Source organism: Kushneria indalinina DSM 14324 (assembly GCF_003385845.1).
GTDB lineage: Bacteria > Pseudomonadota > Gammaproteobacteria > Pseudomonadales > Halomonadaceae > Kushneria > Kushneria indalinina.
The window spans coordinates 275,380-294,091 of record NZ_QRDJ01000007.1 but is presented as its reverse complement, the minus strand read 5'-3'; the positions used below and the strand labels follow the sequence as shown (position 1 = coordinate 294,091).

The window sequence follows — 18,712 nt, the reverse complement described above, 5'->3', positions numbered from 1 at the left end:
CGGCCGGGACAGGCCATTGATAAACGCCGTGCACCATACGAGCCGGTGAGGAAGGGTGCAAATCATCATTTGGTACCGGGTGCGGCAGGTCTGGATGACCGGACAGAATCGAGCGTTTCGCAACAATAGTCGGGTAAGTTGCGCCGGGAGTTTCTACACTCAACACGAAGCCAATAGTCAGGGATGAATCATGAACGTACACAAGGGTATGTGGTGCGCGGGTGCAATGACGCTGGCGATGACCGGGTTTGCTCAGATGGCACAGGCCTCCGTCGAAGAGTCGGCTGACGTGCCGCAGGAAGAGCGTGAGCTGGTGAATCAGTGCCACGATGCCGCCATGAACAGCAAGGATGGTGACACCTTCGAAAGTTCGCAGCTTTTAATGGAGCAGCAAAATGCCGGAGACTACGAGCCGGGCGAAGAGCTTTTGCTGCACATCAACATGCTGGGCCACGGCACGACCATCTATAACGTCAGCTGCAACGTGGATGAGCAGGGCAACGTGACCTATGAGGAGTATCAAAAGGCCGGCACGCCGGCAGGCTCCACCCGCTGATCATCGCTTGAAATATTCATGTGAAAGGCCCCAACCGGGGCCTTTCTGCTGTCAGGGGAGGACGCCATGGCGCTGTCACTGTGTGACCGGACATCCTTTTCCATTGATCCCGCCATCGGTGTGATCAGCGATACCCACGGGCTGTTGCGCGATGAGGCGTTAAAGGCGCTGGAAGGCTGTGCATTGATCCTGCATCTGGGTGATGTGGGAGATCCTGCCATCCTTGAGCGACTTGCCGAGCGGGCGCCCTTGATCGCGGTGCGCGGCAATATCGATCGGGAAGCGTGGTGCGAGGTGCTGCCGATGCATCGCGATATCGTGGTCAACGGCTGGCGGCTGCATCTGGTTCACGACATCGCGGATTTCGATACCGACATGGCCTGCGACGCCGTGTTGTTTGGCCACTCCCACAAGCCGCGTCAGCAGTGGGTGACAGAGGAGGCGGGCACACGGCGGCTCTACTTCAACCCGGGCAGTGCCGGCAAACGCCGTTTTAAACTGCCGATCACGACCGGCAGGCTTTGTGCCCGTGACGATGGCTTGCGCAGCGGCGTGATGCATCTGGTGCTGGCGGGGTGATGCCCGGCAGGAACACCGGGCATCGGGATGGGTCGATTACATTGGCGGGATGGTGCCGTCGATGCCGACAATCACGGCCTTCGCCTGGATAGGCGATGTTGACAGATCGCCGGCCACGAACACGGCTTCGCCTTCCCTGATATCATCCATGGTCGCCTTCTGAACGGCCACCACCGGCACGTCGCGCGGCACCATGATCTGCTTGCTGCCGTCACCGTAATCTACCGTCAGTGTCATCATGCCCTTGTCACCGCCGCTTTTCGTGTCGCTCTGGCTGACGGTGCCGTTGGTCATGGTCGAGCCGCCGCCGGTGCCGCCCATTTTGCCATCGCTGCTCTGGCTGACGGTGCCGTTGGTCATGCTCGAGCCGCCGCTGGCGCCGCCCATTTTGCCGTCATCGCTCTGGCTGACGGTGCCGTTGGTCATGGTCGAGCCGCCGTCGGCGCCGCCCATTTTGCCACTGCCGCCCTGACCGGCCTGATCATGGCCGCGCGGGGTATCCCACGGGTAGTCGCCCTCGCCGGTGCCCTTCATGGACTCGGGAAAGATCACCACTTCCAGCGCTGTCGAGGCCTGGCCGTTGTCGCCGGGCGCATTGGCGGTACCGATGAAGGTGCCTTCCTGAATCTCGTCCAGACTCGAGGGCGTGACGCCGGCCAGACGGGTGTCATCGCTCAGGCGGACCTCGTGGGTGCTGCCGTCGCGGGTCGATTCAACGCTGAAGCCGTGATCGCTGACGGCGGTGATGGTGCCGCGCAGATGCTCGGGGGTTTCGGCCGATTGATCGGCGGCCAGCGCAGAACCTGCCGAGACAGCGCAGGCCAGCGCGATGGCCGAGGCCAGCAGGGTGGGGCGAAACGTCTTGTGTTGCGTCATCGAACATACTCCTGAAGCGGATGGGACGCGGCGCACTGACGCGGCGTCGTTGCGCCGGGTGTCCTTTAGTTCAGCCTGGCACAAGGTTTTGTCAATTCGTGACCGCTCCGGCACGACCAAAGCAGTAGCGGTGCGCTAGATGCCCGCGTACCAGGTATAGCCGCGATCCTCCCAGTAGCCGCCCTTGCCGCCCTGAATATCGTCGAAGTGCTCGACCAGGGTGATGCCCTTGAGGTATTTGGCCATCTTGTAGCCGAGCTGTCGCTCCACGCGCAGGCGCAGCGGTGCGCCATTGCCCACCGGTAGCGGCTCGCCGTTGAGCGAGTGGGCCAGCAGGGTCTGGGGGTGGAAGGCCTCGACCATGTCGATGCTTTCGTAGTAGTCGTGCTCGCCATCGAGCTGGTCCATGCAGTGAAACACCACATAGCGCGCCGAGGGGTGCACGCCGGCCTGCTCCAGAATGTCGCCCAGCACCGGGCCGGACCACTGACCGATGGCGCTCCAGCCCTCCACGCAGTCGTGGCGGGTGATCTGGGTACGCGAGGGCATTGAGCGAAGTGTTTCCAGCGAGAGTTGCAGCGGTGTGCGTACCCGCCCGCCCACGCTCAGGCGCCAGTCGGCAAAATCGTTGGCGGCAAGCCCTTGATAGAGCGCAGTCTGCGGATCGATCGTGCCGTTGGGTCGAAAAACCGGCGAGATCATCGAGGCCGGATACTCGGGCGCCAGCGACTCGCGCCCGGCCAAAAGCCGCTGCGCCTTGAGATTGAGCGTCTCGGCGCTGCTCAGAAGGCGTACCACAGCATCGTTTTCGGACAGCCGGTCACATCCGACCAGCCCCAGCGTGGCGGCGCCCAGCAGGGTGCGTTTCAACAGGGTGCGGCGAGTCAGGGAGGCGTCTGATGGCGATTGAGGGCTCATGACGGTGACTCCGGATCAGACGACTTTGACTGGCGTGGCACATGGCCGGTGATCATGCCGCGAAGCTGACGCAGGGGGTGCGAGAGCAGCACCATCACCACATGGACAATGACAAACAGCACCAGCGAAAAGGCCGTAATGAAATGGATCGATCGGGCGCTCTGACGCCCGCCGAACAGGTCCAGCATCCAGGGGGCGGCCGCATTGATGGTGGGCGACATGCAAAGGCCGGTGACGATCATCAGGGGCAGGGCCAGAAATACCACGCTCAGGTAGCTCAGTTTCTGCAGACTGTTGTACTTGCCGGCATGGGCGTGAAAGCGCAGCTTCAGGTGGTTGCCAATATCCTGGCCGAGCCCGCGCCAGTCGCGGCGATCAAGCCAGAAGTTGCGGCGAAAGTGGCCGCTCAATAGTGCGTAAAGGGCAAAGAGCGCGCCGCTGAGGGCAAACAGCCAGGCAAAGAAGAAGTGCCAGATTCGGCCCATGCTCAGAAACTGATAGCTCGGCAGCGTCGCCCAGGCCGGGAAGCCGCGAACGCTATCGCCTGAATACCCCAGAACACCGGTGGTCGTGAACTGCCAGGGGCCCAGAGCGGTGATGCCATCAATGCTGCCGTCGGCGGCGCGCATGGCATACATCTCAAGCCAGGGGGCGTCAAAATCGGAGGCGCTGCCCCAGTAAAGCGCAGGGTGGGCGTTAAATATCTGCAGGCCGCTGAGCAACAGCACGATCAGACACCAGAGATTGATCCAGTGCCACGCTCGTACCGGCAGGCGGTGACGCCGTCGGCGGGTGACGCTGTTATCAAAAGACGTGGGTCCGGACATGACGACATCCCGCAGAACATGATGAACACTGGAGTATGGGCCTTGATCGGCCCTGGCTACCAGTGATCATGCGTACAGGAGTGTAAAACAGGCTTGATGGAATACGACGCCCGCCGTCTGCGGGCGCCATGCAGAAATTACAGGCCGCGATCACCGGCGCGCCAGGCAACCGAGGAGATGAAAGAAGAGGAGCCACTGATCAGGGCTTCGGTGACACCACATTCGGTGCACCATGTCTGGCTTTCAGACAGGCCCAGACGGGCATTGGTCGTACGAATCGACTGGCTCTTGCTGTCGATATAGATGCACTCCAGAGGTGTATCACGCGGCGGCGCCTGCTCGGAGGTCAGGGTGTAGCCGCCCTTGCGTACAATGTCGCGATAATTGCTGACGATACCTTCCATGGTTCTGCTCCTTACAACTTGACTCAAATTCCACGAACCATCTCGCCTTCAATGGCAAGGATGATTATTTCTTATACAAGCATTCGCCATGAAGTCACGCCATAACATGGATTGCCTGTGCCGCTGGTGCTCTGGACGTGCTGCCCTGACGAAGGCGTGCACACTCAATACAATAGTCTATATTTTTATCCAGTACTGACATGGCCATTCACGGAGAGCGCCTCATGACCAATCGCACGGAAGACCCCAGCCATAACGATCAGGCCAGCAATCTCGAGAAGGACCCCAACGACTGGGCGACCGGTGATGAAAGCATGACCGGTGCGCAGGCCTCCTATCTGCGCACCCTGTGTGAAGAAGCCGGCGTTGATTTCGATGAAACGCTCAGCAAGGCTGATGCTTCCCGAATGATTGATGAGCTCCAGCACAAGACGGGGCGTGGCGAGAACCACTGATTGTGCTGTTGCTGGAGAAAAAAGCGCCTGCGGGCGCTTTTTTCATGTCTGTCTCTTCACATGATGCCCGGTCGTGCCAAATCCGAAGGGCTGGCGTATGATCGACGGGCGGCCGGGGCGAAGGCCCGGCTGATCCAACAATCCCAAATGCTCAAGCTTCGAGTCTGCCGTGTCCCTGATTGCCCGTCTTAATATCGACAAGTTCCTCCTTTATCTTGTCTGCACCGTGGTGCTGGCCTCACTGCTGCCGATTTCAGGTCGCTACGCCGAGTGGTTTTCGGTGGCGACCACCATCGCCATTGGCCTGCTGTTCTTTCTTCATGGTGCACGGCTGTCGCCTAAAACCGTCGTACAGGGCATGACTCACTGGCGGTTGCACCTGGTGATCTTTCTGACCACCTTTGCACTGTTTCCCGTACTGGGATTGATAATCGGGCTGCTGTCGCCGGCGCTGCTGTCACCGGCGCTGTATACCGGTGTGCTGTTTCTGTGCGTGTTGCCCTCGACCGTGCAGTCCTCGATCGCCTTTACCTCGATCGGTGGCGGCAACGTGGCAGCGGCGATCTGTTCGGCCACGGCCTCCAATATTCTGGGCATGTTCATCACTCCGATCCTTCTGGGGCTGGTGCTCAGCGTCAATGCAGACGCCGGCGCCGGGCCGTCGCTGGGGGCGATCGGCAATATCCTCATGCAGCTGCTGGCCCCCTTCCTGCTGGGTCAGCTTCTGCAGCCCTGGATCGGGCAGTGGGTGCGTGAGCACAAGGCGCCGCTGGCCATTGTCGACCGCGGTTCGATTCTGATGGTGGTCTATCTCGCCTTCAGCGAGGCGATCGTGGGCGGGCTGTGGCAGCAGGTCGACGGCGTCAGCATCGCCACCATGGTGGTGGTGGACTGCGTGCTGCTGGCGGTGGTACTGCTGATTACCCGGACCGTCAGCCGTCTGATGGGCTTTTCGCGCGAGGATGAAGTTGCCATCGTTTTTTGCGGTTCCAAAAAGACGCTGGCCTCCGGGGTGCCCATGGCCAACGTGTTGTTTCCGCCCGGGCAGGTCGGCAGTGCGCTGCTGCCGTTGATGCTGTTTCACCAGATCCAGCTTTTCGTATGCGCCATGCTGGCGCGGCGCTATGCGACGCGCCGTGCAGCGATGGCCGGCGAGGCACAGACCACATAAGCGATGGCCCGTTCGGATGGCATGACCATGACCGATGCTGGATTATTGATCATTGAGCGAAGGAGAAAGCACGTGACTAAAAGCGTTTTCATTACCGGCGCCACATCGGGGTTCGGCCGCGCCGCCGCCCGCCGCTTTGCCGAGGCCGGCTACTCGCTGGTGCTGACCGGCCGTCGCCGCGAGCGCCTGGAAGAGCTTGAACAGGAGCTTTCCGGCAAGGTGGCCGTTCATGTCGTCGAGCTCGACGTGCGCGATGAAGCGGCGGTGAAGAAGGCGGTCGATGAGCTGCCCGAGGCGTTCGCCTCGATCCATGTGCTGCTCAATAACGCCGGCCTTGCGCTGGCGCCGGAGCCTGCTCAGGACGTGGCGCTGGAAGACTGGCACACCATGATCGATACCAACGTGAAGGGAATGGTCAACGTGACCCACGCGCTGCTGCCGACCCTGATCGACATCGGCGCGGGCGCCAGCATCATTAACATCGGCTCCACCGCCGGCAAGTGGCCCTACAAGGGCAGCCACGTGTACGGAGCGACCAAGGCGTTTGTCGAGCAGTTCAGCTACAACCTGCGCTGCGACCTGCACGGCACCGGCGTGCGCGTCACCGATATCGCCCCCGGCATGGCCGAGACCGAGTTCACTCTGGTGCGCACCAAGGGCGATCAGGCGGCCTCCGATCAGCTCTATGGCAACACCACGCCGATGTCGGCCGAGGACATCGCCGAGCAGATGTTTTACGTTGCCACGCTCCCGGCGCATCTCAACATCAACTTCCTCGAGATCCAGCCCGTGCGCCAGGTCTGGGCCGGCATGGCCGTCGACCGCGACGAGTAAGCGTTCTCGCTTCTGCAACGAAAACGCCGGCCCATGGGCCGGCGTTTTGATGCCCCTCTCTAATGGTGGTTTTTCAGGAAATCCCTGACACGCTGGGTAGACGGTGTATCAAAAAAGGTTGCCGGCGCCGCCTTTTCAATAATCAGCCCCTTGTCGAGAAACACGACCTGATCGGAAACGGCGCGGGCGAAGCTCATTTCATGGGTGACGATCACCATGGTGTAGCCCTCCGCGGAGAGATCCTTGATCACCGTCAGCACTTCGCCGACGAGTTCGGGGTCCAGCGCCGAGGTCGGCTCGTCGAACAGCATCACCTCCGGCTGCATGGCGAGCGCCCGAGCGATGGCCACGCGCTGTTTCTGGCCGCCGGAGAGCGTTCCGGGATAGGCCTGCGCCTTGTCCGAGAGCCCCACCTTGTCGAGCAGCTCGCGGGCGTGAGTCTGCGCCTCGCCTTTTGATTTGCCCATCACGTGAACCGGCGCTTCGGTGATGTTATGCAGCACGTTAAGGTGCGGCCAGAGATTGAAGCTCTGAAACACCATGCCGGTTTGCGCTCTCACGCGGGCGAGCGCCCTGGCATTCATGCGCTTGCCCGCATCGTCGACGCCGATGCGCTGCCCCGCGATGTGAATGCTGCCGCGATCGGGCTGCTCGAGCCAGTTGATGCAGCGCAAAAGCGTCGACTTGCCTGACCCGGAGGCGCCGAGAATCGTGACCACCTCCCCCGGGGCGACCTCCAGACTGACGTCGCGCAGGACTTCGACGTCGTCGAAGCTCTTGGAGAGCTGGTGGATCGAGACCGCTGTGTCGTCAGGCATGATCGAGCCCTCGCCTGGCGCCGAAGCGCCCGCACTGTTTGATGATGATCTCCATGGCGATACTCACTGCCCAGTAGAAACCGATGACCACCAGAAATGCCTCGGTGGGAATGAAATAGGTGCCGGAGAGACTGTTGGCCGCCGCCGTCAGTTCGCGCACCGTGATGATGACCAGAAAGGCCGTGTCCTTGAGGGCATAGATCAGCTGATTGCCGATCAGCGGCCGGGTCTGCATGACGATCTGCGGCAGGATCAGACGGACGAACATCCTGGCGCGGGTGAAGCCGTGGGCCTGGGCCGCCTCGATCTGGCCCTGCGGAAAGACCAGCCGGCTGCCACGAAAGATCTCGGCGAAGTAGCAGCCGTGATAAACCGCCAGTGCGCCCACCCCCGCCCACCAGGCATCGAGGCGAACGCCAAGGGTTGGCAGGCCGTAGTAGAGCAGATAGGCGAGCATCAGAAACGGCAGCATGCGCATGCCATCGATGAATACACGCAACGAGAGTTTGCCCACCGAAGGGCGGCCCTCAAGCAGATAGAGCATGAAACAGCCGATCACGAAGGCAGCGGTGATCGACAGCCCGAAGATCTGCATTGTGTTCAGAAAGCCCGTCCAGAACTCGTCGCGGGCCTGCCACAGGATGTCCCAGTTGCTCATGCGCCTCTCCTCAGGTGGCCAGACGATTGGCGCGGCGCTCGGCAAGACGCTGCAGCCACACCAGCGCGCCGATGATCACCATATAGAGCGCACAGGCGACGAGAATCGGCGGCAGCGGCTCGTAGGTGACCGCCGAAATGCGATTGGTCACGCGGGTCAGGTCGACGACGCCGATAACGGCGATGGCGGGGCTGCCCTTGATCAGAAAGGACATCTCGTTGATCAGCCCCGGAAGGCTTGTGATGATCATCTGCGGCAGCATGATGCGGCGAAAGGTAATCCATGGCGTCATGCCGGTCGCCATGGCGGCCTCGCGCTGATCGCGGGAGAAATTGCGAAAGCCACTGCGCCAGATTTCGGCGTTGAACGCGGTGGTGTTGATGGTCAGCGCCAGGATGCCGGCGACACTGCGATCCAGTCCGAAGCCGAGCGTCGGCGCGCTGAGAAAGATGAACAGCGCGAGTGTGACCAGCGGTGTGGCCCGCGCGAGACTGATGTAGAGCACGAGAATCTGATCGATGACGGGAATTCTGGCCAGGCGGATCAGTGCGATGATCAAACCGGCGACGACGCCGATGGCGATCGACACCGCAGAGATCCAGAGCGTGGTCCAGGCCCCGTCGAACAGCATCTGCCAGGCGCTGGCATTCATGGGCGATTTCCTGGGTGACTGGTAAAGGACAACGTAACGAGACGGGCGCTGTCAGCGCCCGCTCGCGGTGCCGGAAAACCTCGCTCAGTCGTCGAGCCCGGCCAGCTCGTGGAACTGTTCAACGCTGGTCAACGCTTCGGTGGGCAGGTCGGGGAAGCTCTCGCCGAACCACTTTTCCTGCAGCTCGGCCAGCCGGCCGCTGTCGCGCAGGTGGGCAAGGAAGCCGGTCATGTACTCGAGCAGCGCCGGGCTTGATTTGGGGATGGGCCAGGAAACGTAGCCGGCGCCGGAAACCGCGGGTCCTCTGGCGAAAACGTCCGGCCGCGAGGCGACCAGCGTATTGGCCGGCACCGCCGAGTCGATCACGTAGTCGAGCCGGCCGTTGGCGAGATCGGCAAACGCCTCGGGGTAGGATTCGTACTGCACCACTTCACCGAGTTCGCCATCCTCTTCACTCAGCATCGTCTCGAGCTCTGGCAGCCGGGACAGCAGCACGCTGCCCGCCTGCACGCCCAGGGTCAGGCCGCCGAGATCGTCGACGCTGTCGATCTCCGAGCCCGCGCGGGTGATGGCGAAGTGCTGAGCGGAGGCGTAGGGCGGGGTGTAGTCGAACACGCGCAGGCGTTCATCGGAGACCGAGGCGCCGGTCAGCGCCATGTCGTACTGACCGGTGGAGACCGCCGCCAGCAGCCCCGTCCAGGGTAGGATCTCCTGTTCGATGTCGAAGTCGGCGTACTCTCGCAATTCCTCCAGCACGTCGGCGTTAAAGCCTCTGGCATCGCCATTCTCGATGAAGTTGAACGGCGCGTAATTGTCCTCCGTCGCCACGTTCATGCTGCCGCGGCGCTCGATCTCCTCCAGATCGGCGGCGATGCCGGGAAGGGCGACGCTCATCAGCGACCCCGCGAGCGCAGCGGTGATCCAGCGTCTGAGCGAGCCAGTGTCGGGCGCGGCGATGGGAGAGTACGTACTGGATCGTTTCATGAGACACCTCGATGTTGTTGTTGAGTGCTGTCTTTGAGCGGTGTTCGGAGTGGGAGTGTCCTGGGGGGCCCGTGACAGGCGCTCTTCACGCCGTCTCATGGCAGCCACCCCTGGCATGAAGCACCGGCGCGCGGCGGCTCACGGGACTCAAATCACCCTAAAGAAGATCGAGGAGGTCGCTGTAGAGCCAGTTCGGCGGTATTGGCTGGCCAGTTACGCCGTGGGCGGCGCCAGCGCGGCGGTTCAGTGGTCCCTGGGGGAGCGTTCGTCCCGTGGTGAGGTCGAGAGTTCGGCGAGGGCGTCGAGCAGAGCGTCGAGTTCGGTACCCGCGAAGCCGATGCCCACCAGCTGGCCCGCCCCGGCACGCGGTGCGGTGGGCGTCCAGCTGGCCCGTCCCCCGCTCCAGTGGAAGATGAAGTGGCGGTTGTCGACCTGAAGAAACCCCTTGGCGCGAGCCACTGCACCGGCGTGGCGTGCCAGTAACGTCTCCAGCGCATCTCGCTCGGCCATCGCAGGGAGTTGGCAGGTGAAGCGCTGCCAGTTCGGAGCGTCGAGCAGGCCCGTGCGGCGGGCAAGAAAACGTGGGGCGCGGGGTTCGGCCTCCCCGGCGTCGACAGTCTCGATGTCGGTGTCGCCGGGTTCGGCGGTCTGGCTGTCGCTCGCTCGGGGTTCGTGCGTCGCGTGAGGGTTGATCGACGCAAGCCAGGTTCTTGCCGATGCCAGTTCGTCGGGGCCGAGCCTGTCTTCACGGTTGAACGAGAGGCGATCCGCCGCGGCGATCTGTATCTCGACGAGGTCAGCGATGCGGTCATCACGACGATGGCGGGGCAGAGCGCCGAGATCGACCAGAGTCACGATCGAGGCCAGATGGTACTGGCGCGCGACGCGGACCATGTCGGCGATGCGCCCCGGCAGCGCGACGCCGCTGGTCTCGATGATCAGCGCCGTCGGCGGCTCGGGCCAGCGGGCGATCCGCGAGAGCTGGGCACCGAGAGCATCGCTCAGCGAGCAGCACAGACAGCCGTTGTCGAGGGACAGCAGCCGGTCGCCGCGGTAGTCGATCAGCTCGGCATCGACGTTGATGGCGCCGAAATCGTTGACCAGCACCAGCGTCCCCGGGGTGACGCCTGCGCGCAGATGCCGGTTGAGCCAGGTCGTCTTGCCGGCCCCCAGATAGCCCGCGACCAGCGTCACGGGAATCGTCGCCGGTGATGACGCCGTCGCGGGTTCAGTCGTCTCGGGCATCGTCAGTCGCGCGCTTTGTCATCGTAAGCTCCGTCGTCGATGTCGTTGGCGAACACCTTGCCGCCGACCATCGTCGCGGCGATGCGAATCCCGGGCAGCCGCTCCAGCGGCACCTCCATGGGGTCCTCGTCGAGCACGGCGATGTCGGCGAACTTGCCGACCTCCAGGCTGCCGATACGGTCGTCGAGCTTGAGGGTGTAGGCGGCATCGAGGGTGATCAGCTTCAGCGCCCGCTCCACCGTCAGCGCCTCGGCGGCACCCAGCACGCGACCGCTGGCGGTCCGGCGGGCGACGCTGCACCAGGCCGTGAACAGCGGTGACAGCGGCGTCACCGGGGCGTCGCAGTGGGCGGCGATGGGAATGCCCAGGCGGTCGGCGCTCGCCAGCGGCTCCAGGCGCTGGCTGCGCTCGAAACCGAGGGTGCGCTCGCAGTGAATGTCGCCCCAGTAGTAAAGGTGGTTGGCGAACATGTTGAGGCAGACGCCGAGCCGCGCGGCGCGCTTCATCTGGGCGTGATCGATGATCTGGCAGTGCTGGAGCGTATGGCGGTGATCGGGTCTCGGCGAGAGCTCGAGTGCTGACTCGATGGCATCGAGCATCAGCGCCACCGCCTCGTCGCCGTTGGTGTGAATGTGCAGCTGCAGCCCGGCCATGTGGTAGCGGTGCACCAGCTCGACCAGGCGCTCGGGCTCGGCGTTCCAGAGCCCGTTGGGGGCGCCGTCGTGGTACCCGGGCCACCGCAGGCGAGCGCTGTAGCCCTGGATCGAGCCGTCGGTCATCAGCTTCACCGGGCCGAAGTGCAGCCGGTCCGTGGCTAGCTCACGACACGCCATGAGGCGCTCGATCCCCACCTCGGCGCTGTAGGTCAGCGCGCTCATCGCCGGCACCAGGCGCATCGGCAATGTATCGTCGCCGAGGCACTCGCGCATGCTGGCCACGCCGGTCTCGCTGAGCGGGTTGTAGAGATCGGTGAGCGTGGTGACGCCGTTGCGCTGGGCGATCCTGGCGTAGCGATTCAGCGTCTCCGGCGTGCTGCCGCGGTCGAAGAGATCGAGGGCCAGGGTGTCGAAGACGGCGTGCATGGCCGCCATCTCCCGCAGTTCGCCGTTCAATCTGCCGTCCGCGAAGGTCATGACGCCGTCGATGTTGGCATGCGCCTCGAGCCCCGCGAGTGCCAGCATCGCGGAGTTGACGGTCATCATGTGGAGACTGGCGTGGATCACCACGATCGGGCGCCGGTCGTCGACGGCGTCGAGATCGTCCCGGTCGAGCCGGCGCGACGGGAAATAGATCGGATCGAACCCCCAGGCGATCAGCGGGGTCTCGGCCTCGAGCGTTGACGCATGGTCACTGAGCCGCGACTGAACCGAGGCGATATCGGTCAGCCCCGCCCAGACCCGGCCCTTCGGGTCGGTACGGGGAAAGAAACCGGCGTAGACGTAGGCCCACATCGCCCCTTCCAGCGCGTGGCTGTGCCCCTCGACGAACCCCGGCATGAGGATCTTGTCGGTGAAGCGTTCGTCGAGCACGTAGTCGCCGAATTCGGTCAGCGTCTCGAGCGGGCCGACGCCCAGAATACGGCCATCGCGCACCGCGATATGGGTGGGGCGCTCCCCCTCGGCGGTGGGCTGCGAGGGGTTCATGGTGACGATGCGTTTGGCAGCGTAGATGCGACAGCTCATGCGGGACGCTCCGTGGTGTGACTCGCGGCGTCGGCATTACGTCGACGCTGCCAGCGTAGCAGCAGCGGAATGCAGGCGAGCGTGATGAGGGCGTAGCCGCCGAAGATCAGGAGATAAACCGTCGGGCTCAGGCTCGGCGCGATGGGGGCGAAGAAGAACAGCGTGGGAATATTGACGATCAGAATGGCGATATTGAAAAACGCCAGCTCCTTGGGCACCGACGTGCTGTAATCGGCGTCCAGCATGCGCAGCAGCAACAGTCCCGTACCGGTGGAGCCGCAGCAGCAGCCAAAGGCGGTCACCGCCCGCTCGGCGCCGAGCGGGCCACTGAGGCGCCCGATGGCCAGCGCGCCGAAAAGGGTCACCAGCGTGATGCAGGCCGCCACCAGCAGTATGGGCAGCAGCAGCGCGGCGAGCACCGCGATCTGAATGCTCATCAACGTCGCCACCACCATGAAGTCCACCGAGGCGCTGGTGATGCGCTTGAGGGTGTCGTCATCGACGCGATGCGCCCAGCCCAGGCGGTCGATCGCCAGACGCATCAACACGCAGACCGTCAGGCCGTGGGCGAAGAAGAGGTTGTAGCTGAAAAACACCGAGAGCACCTGATTGCCGGCGACCAGCGGCTGCATCAGCGACAGCCACAGATAGGTGATGACGTAGGCCACGCCGAGAAGCCCCAGGTGCCAGGCGAAAGAGTCCACCGTACCGGCATGTGAAACCTGTTTGCCGGCACTGGGCTGCGTGTCGGGACGATGAAAGCCGTTAATGAAGTCGTCGTCGAGGGTGGAGTGACGATTGGCGTTGCGCCCACGCTTGAGGAAGTAGCGTGCCATCGGCACGCCGACGGCAAAGGCGGCGATAAAGCCCATCGACGCGAAGATCACGCCGACCTGGGCGGCGTCGGCGATGCCGTAATCGTTTTGCCAGATCGTGCCGTAGGTGAGCGCCTGCCCTGGCCCCTGGGTGAAGCCGTGAGTGGCGATGGCGCCGAGCAGCGGATCGAGATCGGCACCGCTGACGAAATCGAATCCCGACATCACGGCGTAGCCGATCACTGCCTGGACGCCGAGGCTCGCTGTCCACATCAGCGTCAGCCAGAGCCCGCCACCGACGATACTTTGACGCTCGCTGCCATCGGCTGCGGGCGGGCTGCCGGTCAGACACAGTGACATGAAGCTCAGGGTGAAGAAATGAAATGCCAGCGCGGTAAAATCCTGCGGACTGTAGCCAGGAATCCATCCGAGCGAGAGCGCAGCGAAGCCGATGGCGCCGGCGACGATGCTCCCCGGTACCAGACTCGCGCGCAGCCAGGGCAGACGCGAGCGCAGAAGGCTGCCGATGACCAGAAGGGCGGTCATCAGGGCGAAGGCGATGACGCCGTGAAACGTACTGCCCATGAGGAATCCTCTTCGTTGTCGTTGTCGTTGCGCTGGCAGCGTGCGGACGCAGGGGGCCGCCGCTCATCCTGATTCGTTGCTCATACTAAAGAGTCTGGCGCATCACGGGGCAGGACAGAACAACCGTGTGCGCGGGACAGCCTGCTGACGGCCCGGGTCCTGCAGGCCGCCATGCGGTAGTGGCGCGCTAATTGCATCGCATAAGGACGTACCGGCATTCTCCATCAGGAGTCGTCCATGCTCGATCACTACTTTCACCTTGATTTCGACTGCCAGCGAGGGCTGCAGGAGCAACTGCGCAAGGCGCTACTGGATGCCATCCATACCGGCACCATCCCCACCGAGGAAGCGCTGCCCTCCTGTCGCAGACTCTCGCTGCAGCTTGGGGTCTCGCGTAACACCGTCGCGCTCGTCTACGAAAAACTGGTCGAGGATGGTTACCTGGTGAGCCGGCCGCGCAGCGGCTACTACCTCGACGATGCCTACCAGCCAGGCGCCGCACCAGGAGCGATAGCGGGAGCGCATGACGAGGTCGTCGATGCGCCATCCTGGGGCAGGCGCTTCACTCATCGGCCGAGTCATCTCCAGGGCGTACTGCGACCGAGTAACTGGATGGACTACGAATTTCCTTTTATTTATGGCCAGCTCGATGCCCGGCTTTTTCCGCTCGAGCAGTGGCGAGAGGCCTCACGCCGGCTACTGGGCGGGCACCGCGAGCGGCACTGGCTCAACGACCGCTACGACCAGGACGATCCCATGCTGGTCGAGCAGATCCGCACCAGGGTGCTGCCCAAACGGGGTATTCATGCTCGCAGCGACGAAATTCTGATCACCCTTGGCTCCCAGAACGCCCTCTATCTGATCGCTCAGCTCCTGTTTGATGCCCGCACGCGGGTGGCGATGGAGAACCCCGGTTATCGGGAGGCGGCCAACGTCTTTCGCCGCCAGGGCGCGACGCTGAGTTACCAGCCGCTCGATGATGAAGGGATGCAGCTTGACGCCGTGGCCGCAAGCTGCGACTACCTCTACGTGACGCCGAGCCATCAGGTGCCGACGGGCGTGACCATGAGTCGGGCGCGGCGCGAGGCGCTGATCACCCAGATCCTTGAGCGCGATCAGATCGTGCTGGAAGACGACTACGACGCCGAGGTCAATTTCGACCGCCACGCTCAGCCAGCCCTGAAGGCGAGTCGCGCCGGCGCCCGCGTGATCTACATGAGCTCGCTCTCCAAACCGCTCTCTGCCGGCCTGCGGCTGGGCTACCTGGTGGCAGACGCGGAGCTGATCGACGAGCTCAGAGCGCTGCGGCGGCTGATGTACCGTCATCCGCCCTCGGGGCTACAGCAACAGCTGGCGGAGTTTCTCGCCCAGGGGCACTACGATCGCTATCTGCGTACGTTTTCGGAAAAGATGAGACAACGCTGGGAGACGATGGATGACGCTATCGCCCGGGCGCTGCCGTCATGCCGGCGCATCGGTAACGATCACGCCAGCGTGTTCTGGCTGGAGGCGCCGAGTGAGATCGATACCCAGCGCCTGGCCTGGCGCGCGTCCCAGCAGGGCGTGCTGATCGAGCCGGGGTTTCAGCACTTCTTTGATCGTGCGCCGCCGTGCAACTTCTTCCGGCTCGGTTTCGGCGTCATCGACAACGAGCGCATTCGTCCCGGCATCGAACGTCTGGCTGACGTCTTCTAGCGGAGGCGCTGTCCAGAGAATGCATTTCTGGCGGGCGCCTTGCCAACGCCCGCTCGCCTTTCTCTTTACCTCAGCCGAGGCGAGCGCTGGCCTCGCCGAGCACCGCATCGAGCGCGGCGAGCCCTTCCGCCACCTCCGCTTCGCTGACGATGCATGGCGGCACCACATGAATCCGATTCTCGACCACGAACGGCAGCACGCCCTTGTCGATCAGCGCGCGCTTGATTGTTGCCACCTCTGCGGCCGGCAGCGGGGCGCGGGTTTCAGGGTCGCTGACAAGCTCGAGGGCGTGGAAGACGCCGAGCCCGCGCGTCTCGCCGATGACGGCATGTTTATCCGTCAGCCGCGAAAGCCCGCTCGCCAGCACGCCGTTGCCGATGCGGTCGGCATTTTCAACCACGCCTTCTTCCGCCATCGCATCCAGCGTGGCGACAATCGCCGCCATCGCCAGCGGATGGCCCGAGTAGGTGAGGCCGCCGAAGAACATGCGCTCGTCGAAATGCCGAGAGATCGTCTCGGAGATGATGATACCGCCGGCGGGTACGTAGCCCGAATTGACGCCCTTGGCGAACACGATCAGATCCGGACATGCGCCAAAGTGTTCGAAGGCGAACCAGCGTCCGGTTCGGCCGAAGCCCGCCATCACCTCGTCAAAGATCAGCAGGATGCCGTGCTGATCGGCGAGCCGACGAACCCCCTCGAGATACGCCCTGGGGGGCACGAGCACGCCGGCGGTCCCTGGGATCGACTCAAGCAGGATCGCGGCGATCGAACCAGGCCCCTCACACTCGATCACGCGCTTCAAGTGGGCAAGGGCGCGTTCGCACTCCTGGGTTTCGTTCTCCGCCCAGAAGTCGCTGCGATAGAGAAACGGATTGAAGAAGTGGGCGTGACCGCGGGAGAACTCGTTGGGCACTCGCCGGGGGTCGCCGGTGGCGGCGATGGCGGCGCCGGTGCTGCCGTGATACGAGCGATAGGCCGAGAGGATCTTGTCGCGCCCGGTGACTGCGCGCGCCATGCGTATGGCGTTCTCGTTGGCGTCGGCGCCGGCGTTGGTGAAAAAGACCTTCTCGAAGCCTGCCGGAGCGTGCGACAAGACTCGCTTAGCGGCTTCGCCGCGGGCCAGGTTGGCGTGCGCCGGAGCGACAGTGGCAAGCGTTTCGGCTTGGGCCTGGATGGCGGCGATTACCCTGGGGTGCTGATGGCCGATGTTGGTGTTGACCAGTTGACTGGAGAAGTCGAGATACTCTTTCCCCGCATAGTCCCACAGGCGACATCCCTTGCCGCCGGCGATGACCAGCGGGTCGAGGCTGCCCTGAACCGACCACGAATGGAAGACGTGCTGGCGGTCGAGCTTTTGGACATGGGCATTGGTGACCTGGACACTCATGTGGGCAATCCTCTAGCAGGGGCAGGCGGGTGAAAGAGCCGGGCAGGACATCGATTGCCGTGCTCATCAAGGTGTGGCTTCACCCTAGAGGGGGCAATGCTGGACAGGTAGAGCCAGAATCCCTTATCTCCTGTGACAGCGATCAGGTAACGACGATACCGGGATGTCTCATTGAGGACGTCAAACTGGCCCTACCGGCATGTCAGGGGGGAAAGGCACGATAATGTGTCATTGCTTCGGGAAGCACACGTGATCGCCACACCATCAATACTGACGGCAGCGGTCGGGCTGGCACTGCTGGCCGGCGGCGTGCGGGGTTATTGCGGCTTTGGCTTTGCCATGTTGCTAAGCCTTGGATTGATGCTTTTTTTGCCGCCGGTTGTCGCGGTACCCGTAGCCCTTTTATTGGATCTGGTTACCAGTATCGGCCTGTGGCGTCGCGCGTTGCGTCACGCCCACTGGCATTACCTGCGCTATCTGCTGCCCGGCATGCTGCTGATGACCGGTCCGGGGGTACTGCTGCTGTCCTGGGTGCCGGTAGCGCCCATGCGTGTTCTGGTGGCCCTTCTGGCCCTGGCCGGCGCGCTGGCGCTGATGTTGCAGCGTCAGGCGCTGGATGTGCGTGGCAGGGCATCACCTCGGGCATGGATGACCCTTGGTGCCGGCATGGTGTCGGGGCTTTGTATGACGCTGGCCTCCTCGGGCGGGCCACCGTTGATGCTCTATCTTTTGTACTGTCGCCTCTCGGCCGACAGATTGCGGGCCACGGCCATTGTCTTCTTTGCGGTCAGCAGTACGTTGTCCCTGCTGGGATTGTGGGGTGCTGGTTCATTGTCATACCCCGTTCTGGGGTGGGGGGCGTGGCTGATTCTACCGGCCCTGGCAGGCAATCTTCTGGGGCAGTGGCTTTTCGAGCGCGCCCCGCCTGCATCGTTGAAAAACAGTGTGGCGCCTCTGCTCGGAGGGCTTGCGCTACTGGTGCTGCTGCATGAGCTGTTGTTCTGAGCCCGGGTATATCGTTTGCATGTCCGCCATTTCGTTCGTATTCATTCAGGAGAAAGCACGTGACTAAAAGCGTTTTCATTACCGGCGCCACATCCGGGTTCGGCCGCGCCGCCGCCCGCCGCTTTGCCGAGGCCGGCTACTCGCTGGTGCTGACCGGCCGTCGCCGCGAGCGCCTTGAAGAGCTTGAAAAGGAGCTCTCCGACACCGTGGCCGTTCATGTCGTCGAGCTCGACGTGCGCGATGAAGCGGCGGTGAAGAAGGCGGTCGATGAGCTGCCCAAGGCGTTCGCCTCGATCCATGTGCTGCTCAATAACGCCGGCCTTGCGCTGGCGCCGGAGCCTGCTCAGGACGTGGCGCTGGAAGACTGGCACACCATGATCGATACCAACGTGAAGGGGCTGGTCAACGTGACCCACGCGCTGCTGCCGACCCTGATCGAGATCGGCGCGGGCGCCAGCATCATTAACATCGGCTCCACCGCCGGCAAGTGGCCCTACAAGGGCAGCCACGTGTACGGAGCGACCAAGGCGTTTGTCGAGCAGTTCAGCTACAACCTGCGCTGT

General features: G+C 63.3%; 20 protein-coding genes. 8 read left to right on the top strand and 12 right to left on the bottom strand.

The features are described from left to right. The first annotated feature begins 190 nt into the window (after window positions 1-190). Together C8D72_RS07915 and C8D72_RS07910 are read left to right on the top strand one after the other, a co-directional pair. A complete protein-coding gene (locus C8D72_RS07915; RefSeq protein ID WP_147301510.1) occupies window positions 191-556 on the top strand; it encodes a hypothetical protein in 366 nt (121 codons plus the stop codon). A gap of 66 nt (window positions 557-622) precedes the next feature. Next, complete coding sequence (locus C8D72_RS07910; RefSeq protein ID WP_115853872.1) at window positions 623-1,135, top strand: metallophosphoesterase family protein; 513 nt, start codon at window positions 623-625, stop codon at window positions 1,133-1,135. Between the two features lie 36 nt (window positions 1,136-1,171). On the opposite strand, the gene C8D72_RS07905 is transcribed toward C8D72_RS07910, so the two are convergent. The 4 genes from C8D72_RS07905 to C8D72_RS07890 form a co-directional block, all read right to left on the bottom strand. Continuing rightward, entirely contained in the window at window positions 1,172-2,011 is an 840-nt protein-coding gene (locus tag C8D72_RS07905) for a metal ABC transporter permease (RefSeq protein ID WP_115853871.1), read from the bottom strand. 135 nt (window positions 2,012-2,146) lie between these two features. Further along, a complete protein-coding gene (locus C8D72_RS07900) occupies window positions 2,147-2,929 on the bottom strand; it encodes a molybdopterin-binding protein (RefSeq protein ID WP_115853870.1) in 783 nt (260 codons plus the stop codon). Next, window positions 2,926-3,756, bottom strand: a complete 831-nt coding sequence (locus C8D72_RS07895; protein ID WP_115853869.1) for a cytochrome b/b6 domain-containing protein — start codon at window positions 3,754-3,756, stop codon at window positions 2,926-2,928. Before C8D72_RS07895 ends, C8D72_RS07900 begins: the two co-directional genes overlap by 4 nt. A 137-nt stretch (window positions 3,757-3,893) precedes the next feature. Then, complete coding sequence (locus C8D72_RS07890; protein WP_115853868.1) at window positions 3,894-4,160, bottom strand: hypothetical protein; 267 nt, start codon at window positions 4,158-4,160, stop codon at window positions 3,894-3,896. Between the two features lie 224 nt (window positions 4,161-4,384). Here C8D72_RS07890 and C8D72_RS07885 point away from each other — a divergent pair, with 224 nt between their 5' ends. The 3 genes from C8D72_RS07885 to C8D72_RS07875 all read left to right on the top strand — a co-directional run bounded on the left by C8D72_RS07885 (window position 4,385) and on the right by C8D72_RS07875 (window position 6,620). Continuing rightward, complete coding sequence (locus C8D72_RS07885; protein ID WP_115853867.1) at window positions 4,385-4,615, top strand: DUF3072 domain-containing protein; 231 nt, start codon at window positions 4,385-4,387, stop codon at window positions 4,613-4,615. Between the two features lie 169 nt (window positions 4,616-4,784). After that, window positions 4,785-5,786, top strand: a complete 1,002-nt coding sequence (locus C8D72_RS07880) for a bile acid:sodium symporter family protein (protein ID WP_211308810.1) — start codon at window positions 4,785-4,787, stop codon at window positions 5,784-5,786. 72 nt (window positions 5,787-5,858) lie between these two features. After that, window positions 5,859-6,620 (top strand): SDR family NAD(P)-dependent oxidoreductase, encoded by a 762-nt coding sequence (locus tag C8D72_RS07875; protein ID WP_115853866.1) that lies wholly within the window; start codon window positions 5,859-5,861, stop codon window positions 6,618-6,620. A 59-nt stretch (window positions 6,621-6,679) separates the two neighbouring features. Here the strand turns inward: C8D72_RS07875 and C8D72_RS07870 are convergent, their stop codons facing one another. From C8D72_RS07870 to C8D72_RS07840, 7 genes are all read right to left on the bottom strand, one after another. Beyond that, the gene (locus C8D72_RS07870; RefSeq protein ID WP_115853865.1) at window positions 6,680-7,438 is read right to left on the bottom strand and encodes an amino acid ABC transporter ATP-binding protein; all 759 of its coding nucleotides are present in this window, start codon (window positions 7,436-7,438) and stop codon (window positions 6,680-6,682) included. Next, window positions 7,431-8,096 (bottom strand): amino acid ABC transporter permease, encoded by a 666-nt coding sequence (locus tag C8D72_RS07865; RefSeq protein ID WP_115853864.1) that lies wholly within the window; start codon window positions 8,094-8,096, stop codon window positions 7,431-7,433. The genes C8D72_RS07870 and C8D72_RS07865 overlap by 8 nt, the downstream gene beginning before the upstream one ends. 10 nt (window positions 8,097-8,106) lie before the next feature. Beyond that, window positions 8,107-8,748, bottom strand: a complete 642-nt coding sequence (locus tag C8D72_RS07860; protein WP_115853863.1) for an amino acid ABC transporter permease — start codon at window positions 8,746-8,748, stop codon at window positions 8,107-8,109. Between the two features lie 84 nt (window positions 8,749-8,832). Beyond that, window positions 8,833-9,732 (bottom strand): transporter substrate-binding domain-containing protein, encoded by a 900-nt coding sequence (locus tag C8D72_RS07855; RefSeq protein WP_211308809.1) that lies wholly within the window; start codon window positions 9,730-9,732, stop codon window positions 8,833-8,835. A gap of 243 nt (window positions 9,733-9,975) precedes the next feature. Continuing rightward, the gene (locus tag C8D72_RS07850) at window positions 9,976-10,977 is read right to left on the bottom strand and encodes a CobW family GTP-binding protein (RefSeq protein WP_115853861.1); all 1,002 of its coding nucleotides are present in this window, start codon (window positions 10,975-10,977) and stop codon (window positions 9,976-9,978) included. Between the two features lie 2 nt (window positions 10,978-10,979). Continuing rightward, window positions 10,980-12,659 carry an amidohydrolase gene (locus C8D72_RS07845; RefSeq protein WP_115853860.1) on the bottom strand — a complete coding sequence of 560 codons (1,680 nt, stop codon included), beginning with the start codon at window positions 12,657-12,659 and terminating at the stop codon, window positions 10,980-10,982. Continuing rightward, window positions 12,656-14,059, bottom strand: coding sequence for a sodium/glutamate symporter (locus C8D72_RS07840; RefSeq protein ID WP_115853859.1), 1,404 nt, complete (start codon window positions 14,057-14,059; stop codon window positions 12,656-12,658). Before C8D72_RS07840 ends, C8D72_RS07845 begins: the two co-directional genes overlap by 4 nt. Window positions 14,060-14,296: 237 nt before the next feature. Between C8D72_RS07840 and pdxR the strand changes: the two genes are divergently transcribed. Then, entirely contained in the window at window positions 14,297-15,754 is a 1,458-nt protein-coding gene (gene pdxR / locus C8D72_RS07835) for a MocR-like pyridoxine biosynthesis transcription factor PdxR (protein ID WP_115853858.1), read from the top strand. Window positions 15,755-15,824: 70 nt separating this feature from the next. On the opposite strand, the gene C8D72_RS07830 is transcribed toward pdxR, so the two are convergent. Then, window positions 15,825-17,144: an aspartate aminotransferase family protein gene (locus C8D72_RS07830; protein ID WP_115853857.1), complete on the bottom strand. Its 1,320-nt coding sequence runs from the start codon at window positions 17,142-17,144 to the stop codon at window positions 15,825-15,827. 249 nt (window positions 17,145-17,393) lie between these two features. On the opposite strand from C8D72_RS07830, the gene C8D72_RS07825 reads away from it, so the two are divergent. After that, window positions 17,394-18,149: a sulfite exporter TauE/SafE family protein gene (locus tag C8D72_RS07825; protein WP_211308808.1), complete on the top strand. Its 756-nt coding sequence runs from the start codon at window positions 17,394-17,396 to the stop codon at window positions 18,147-18,149. Between the two features lie 59 nt (window positions 18,150-18,208). Further along, on the top strand, window positions 18,209-18,712 hold a 504-nt coding region (locus tag C8D72_RS07820), incomplete at its 3' end, for an SDR family NAD(P)-dependent oxidoreductase (RefSeq protein WP_115853856.1).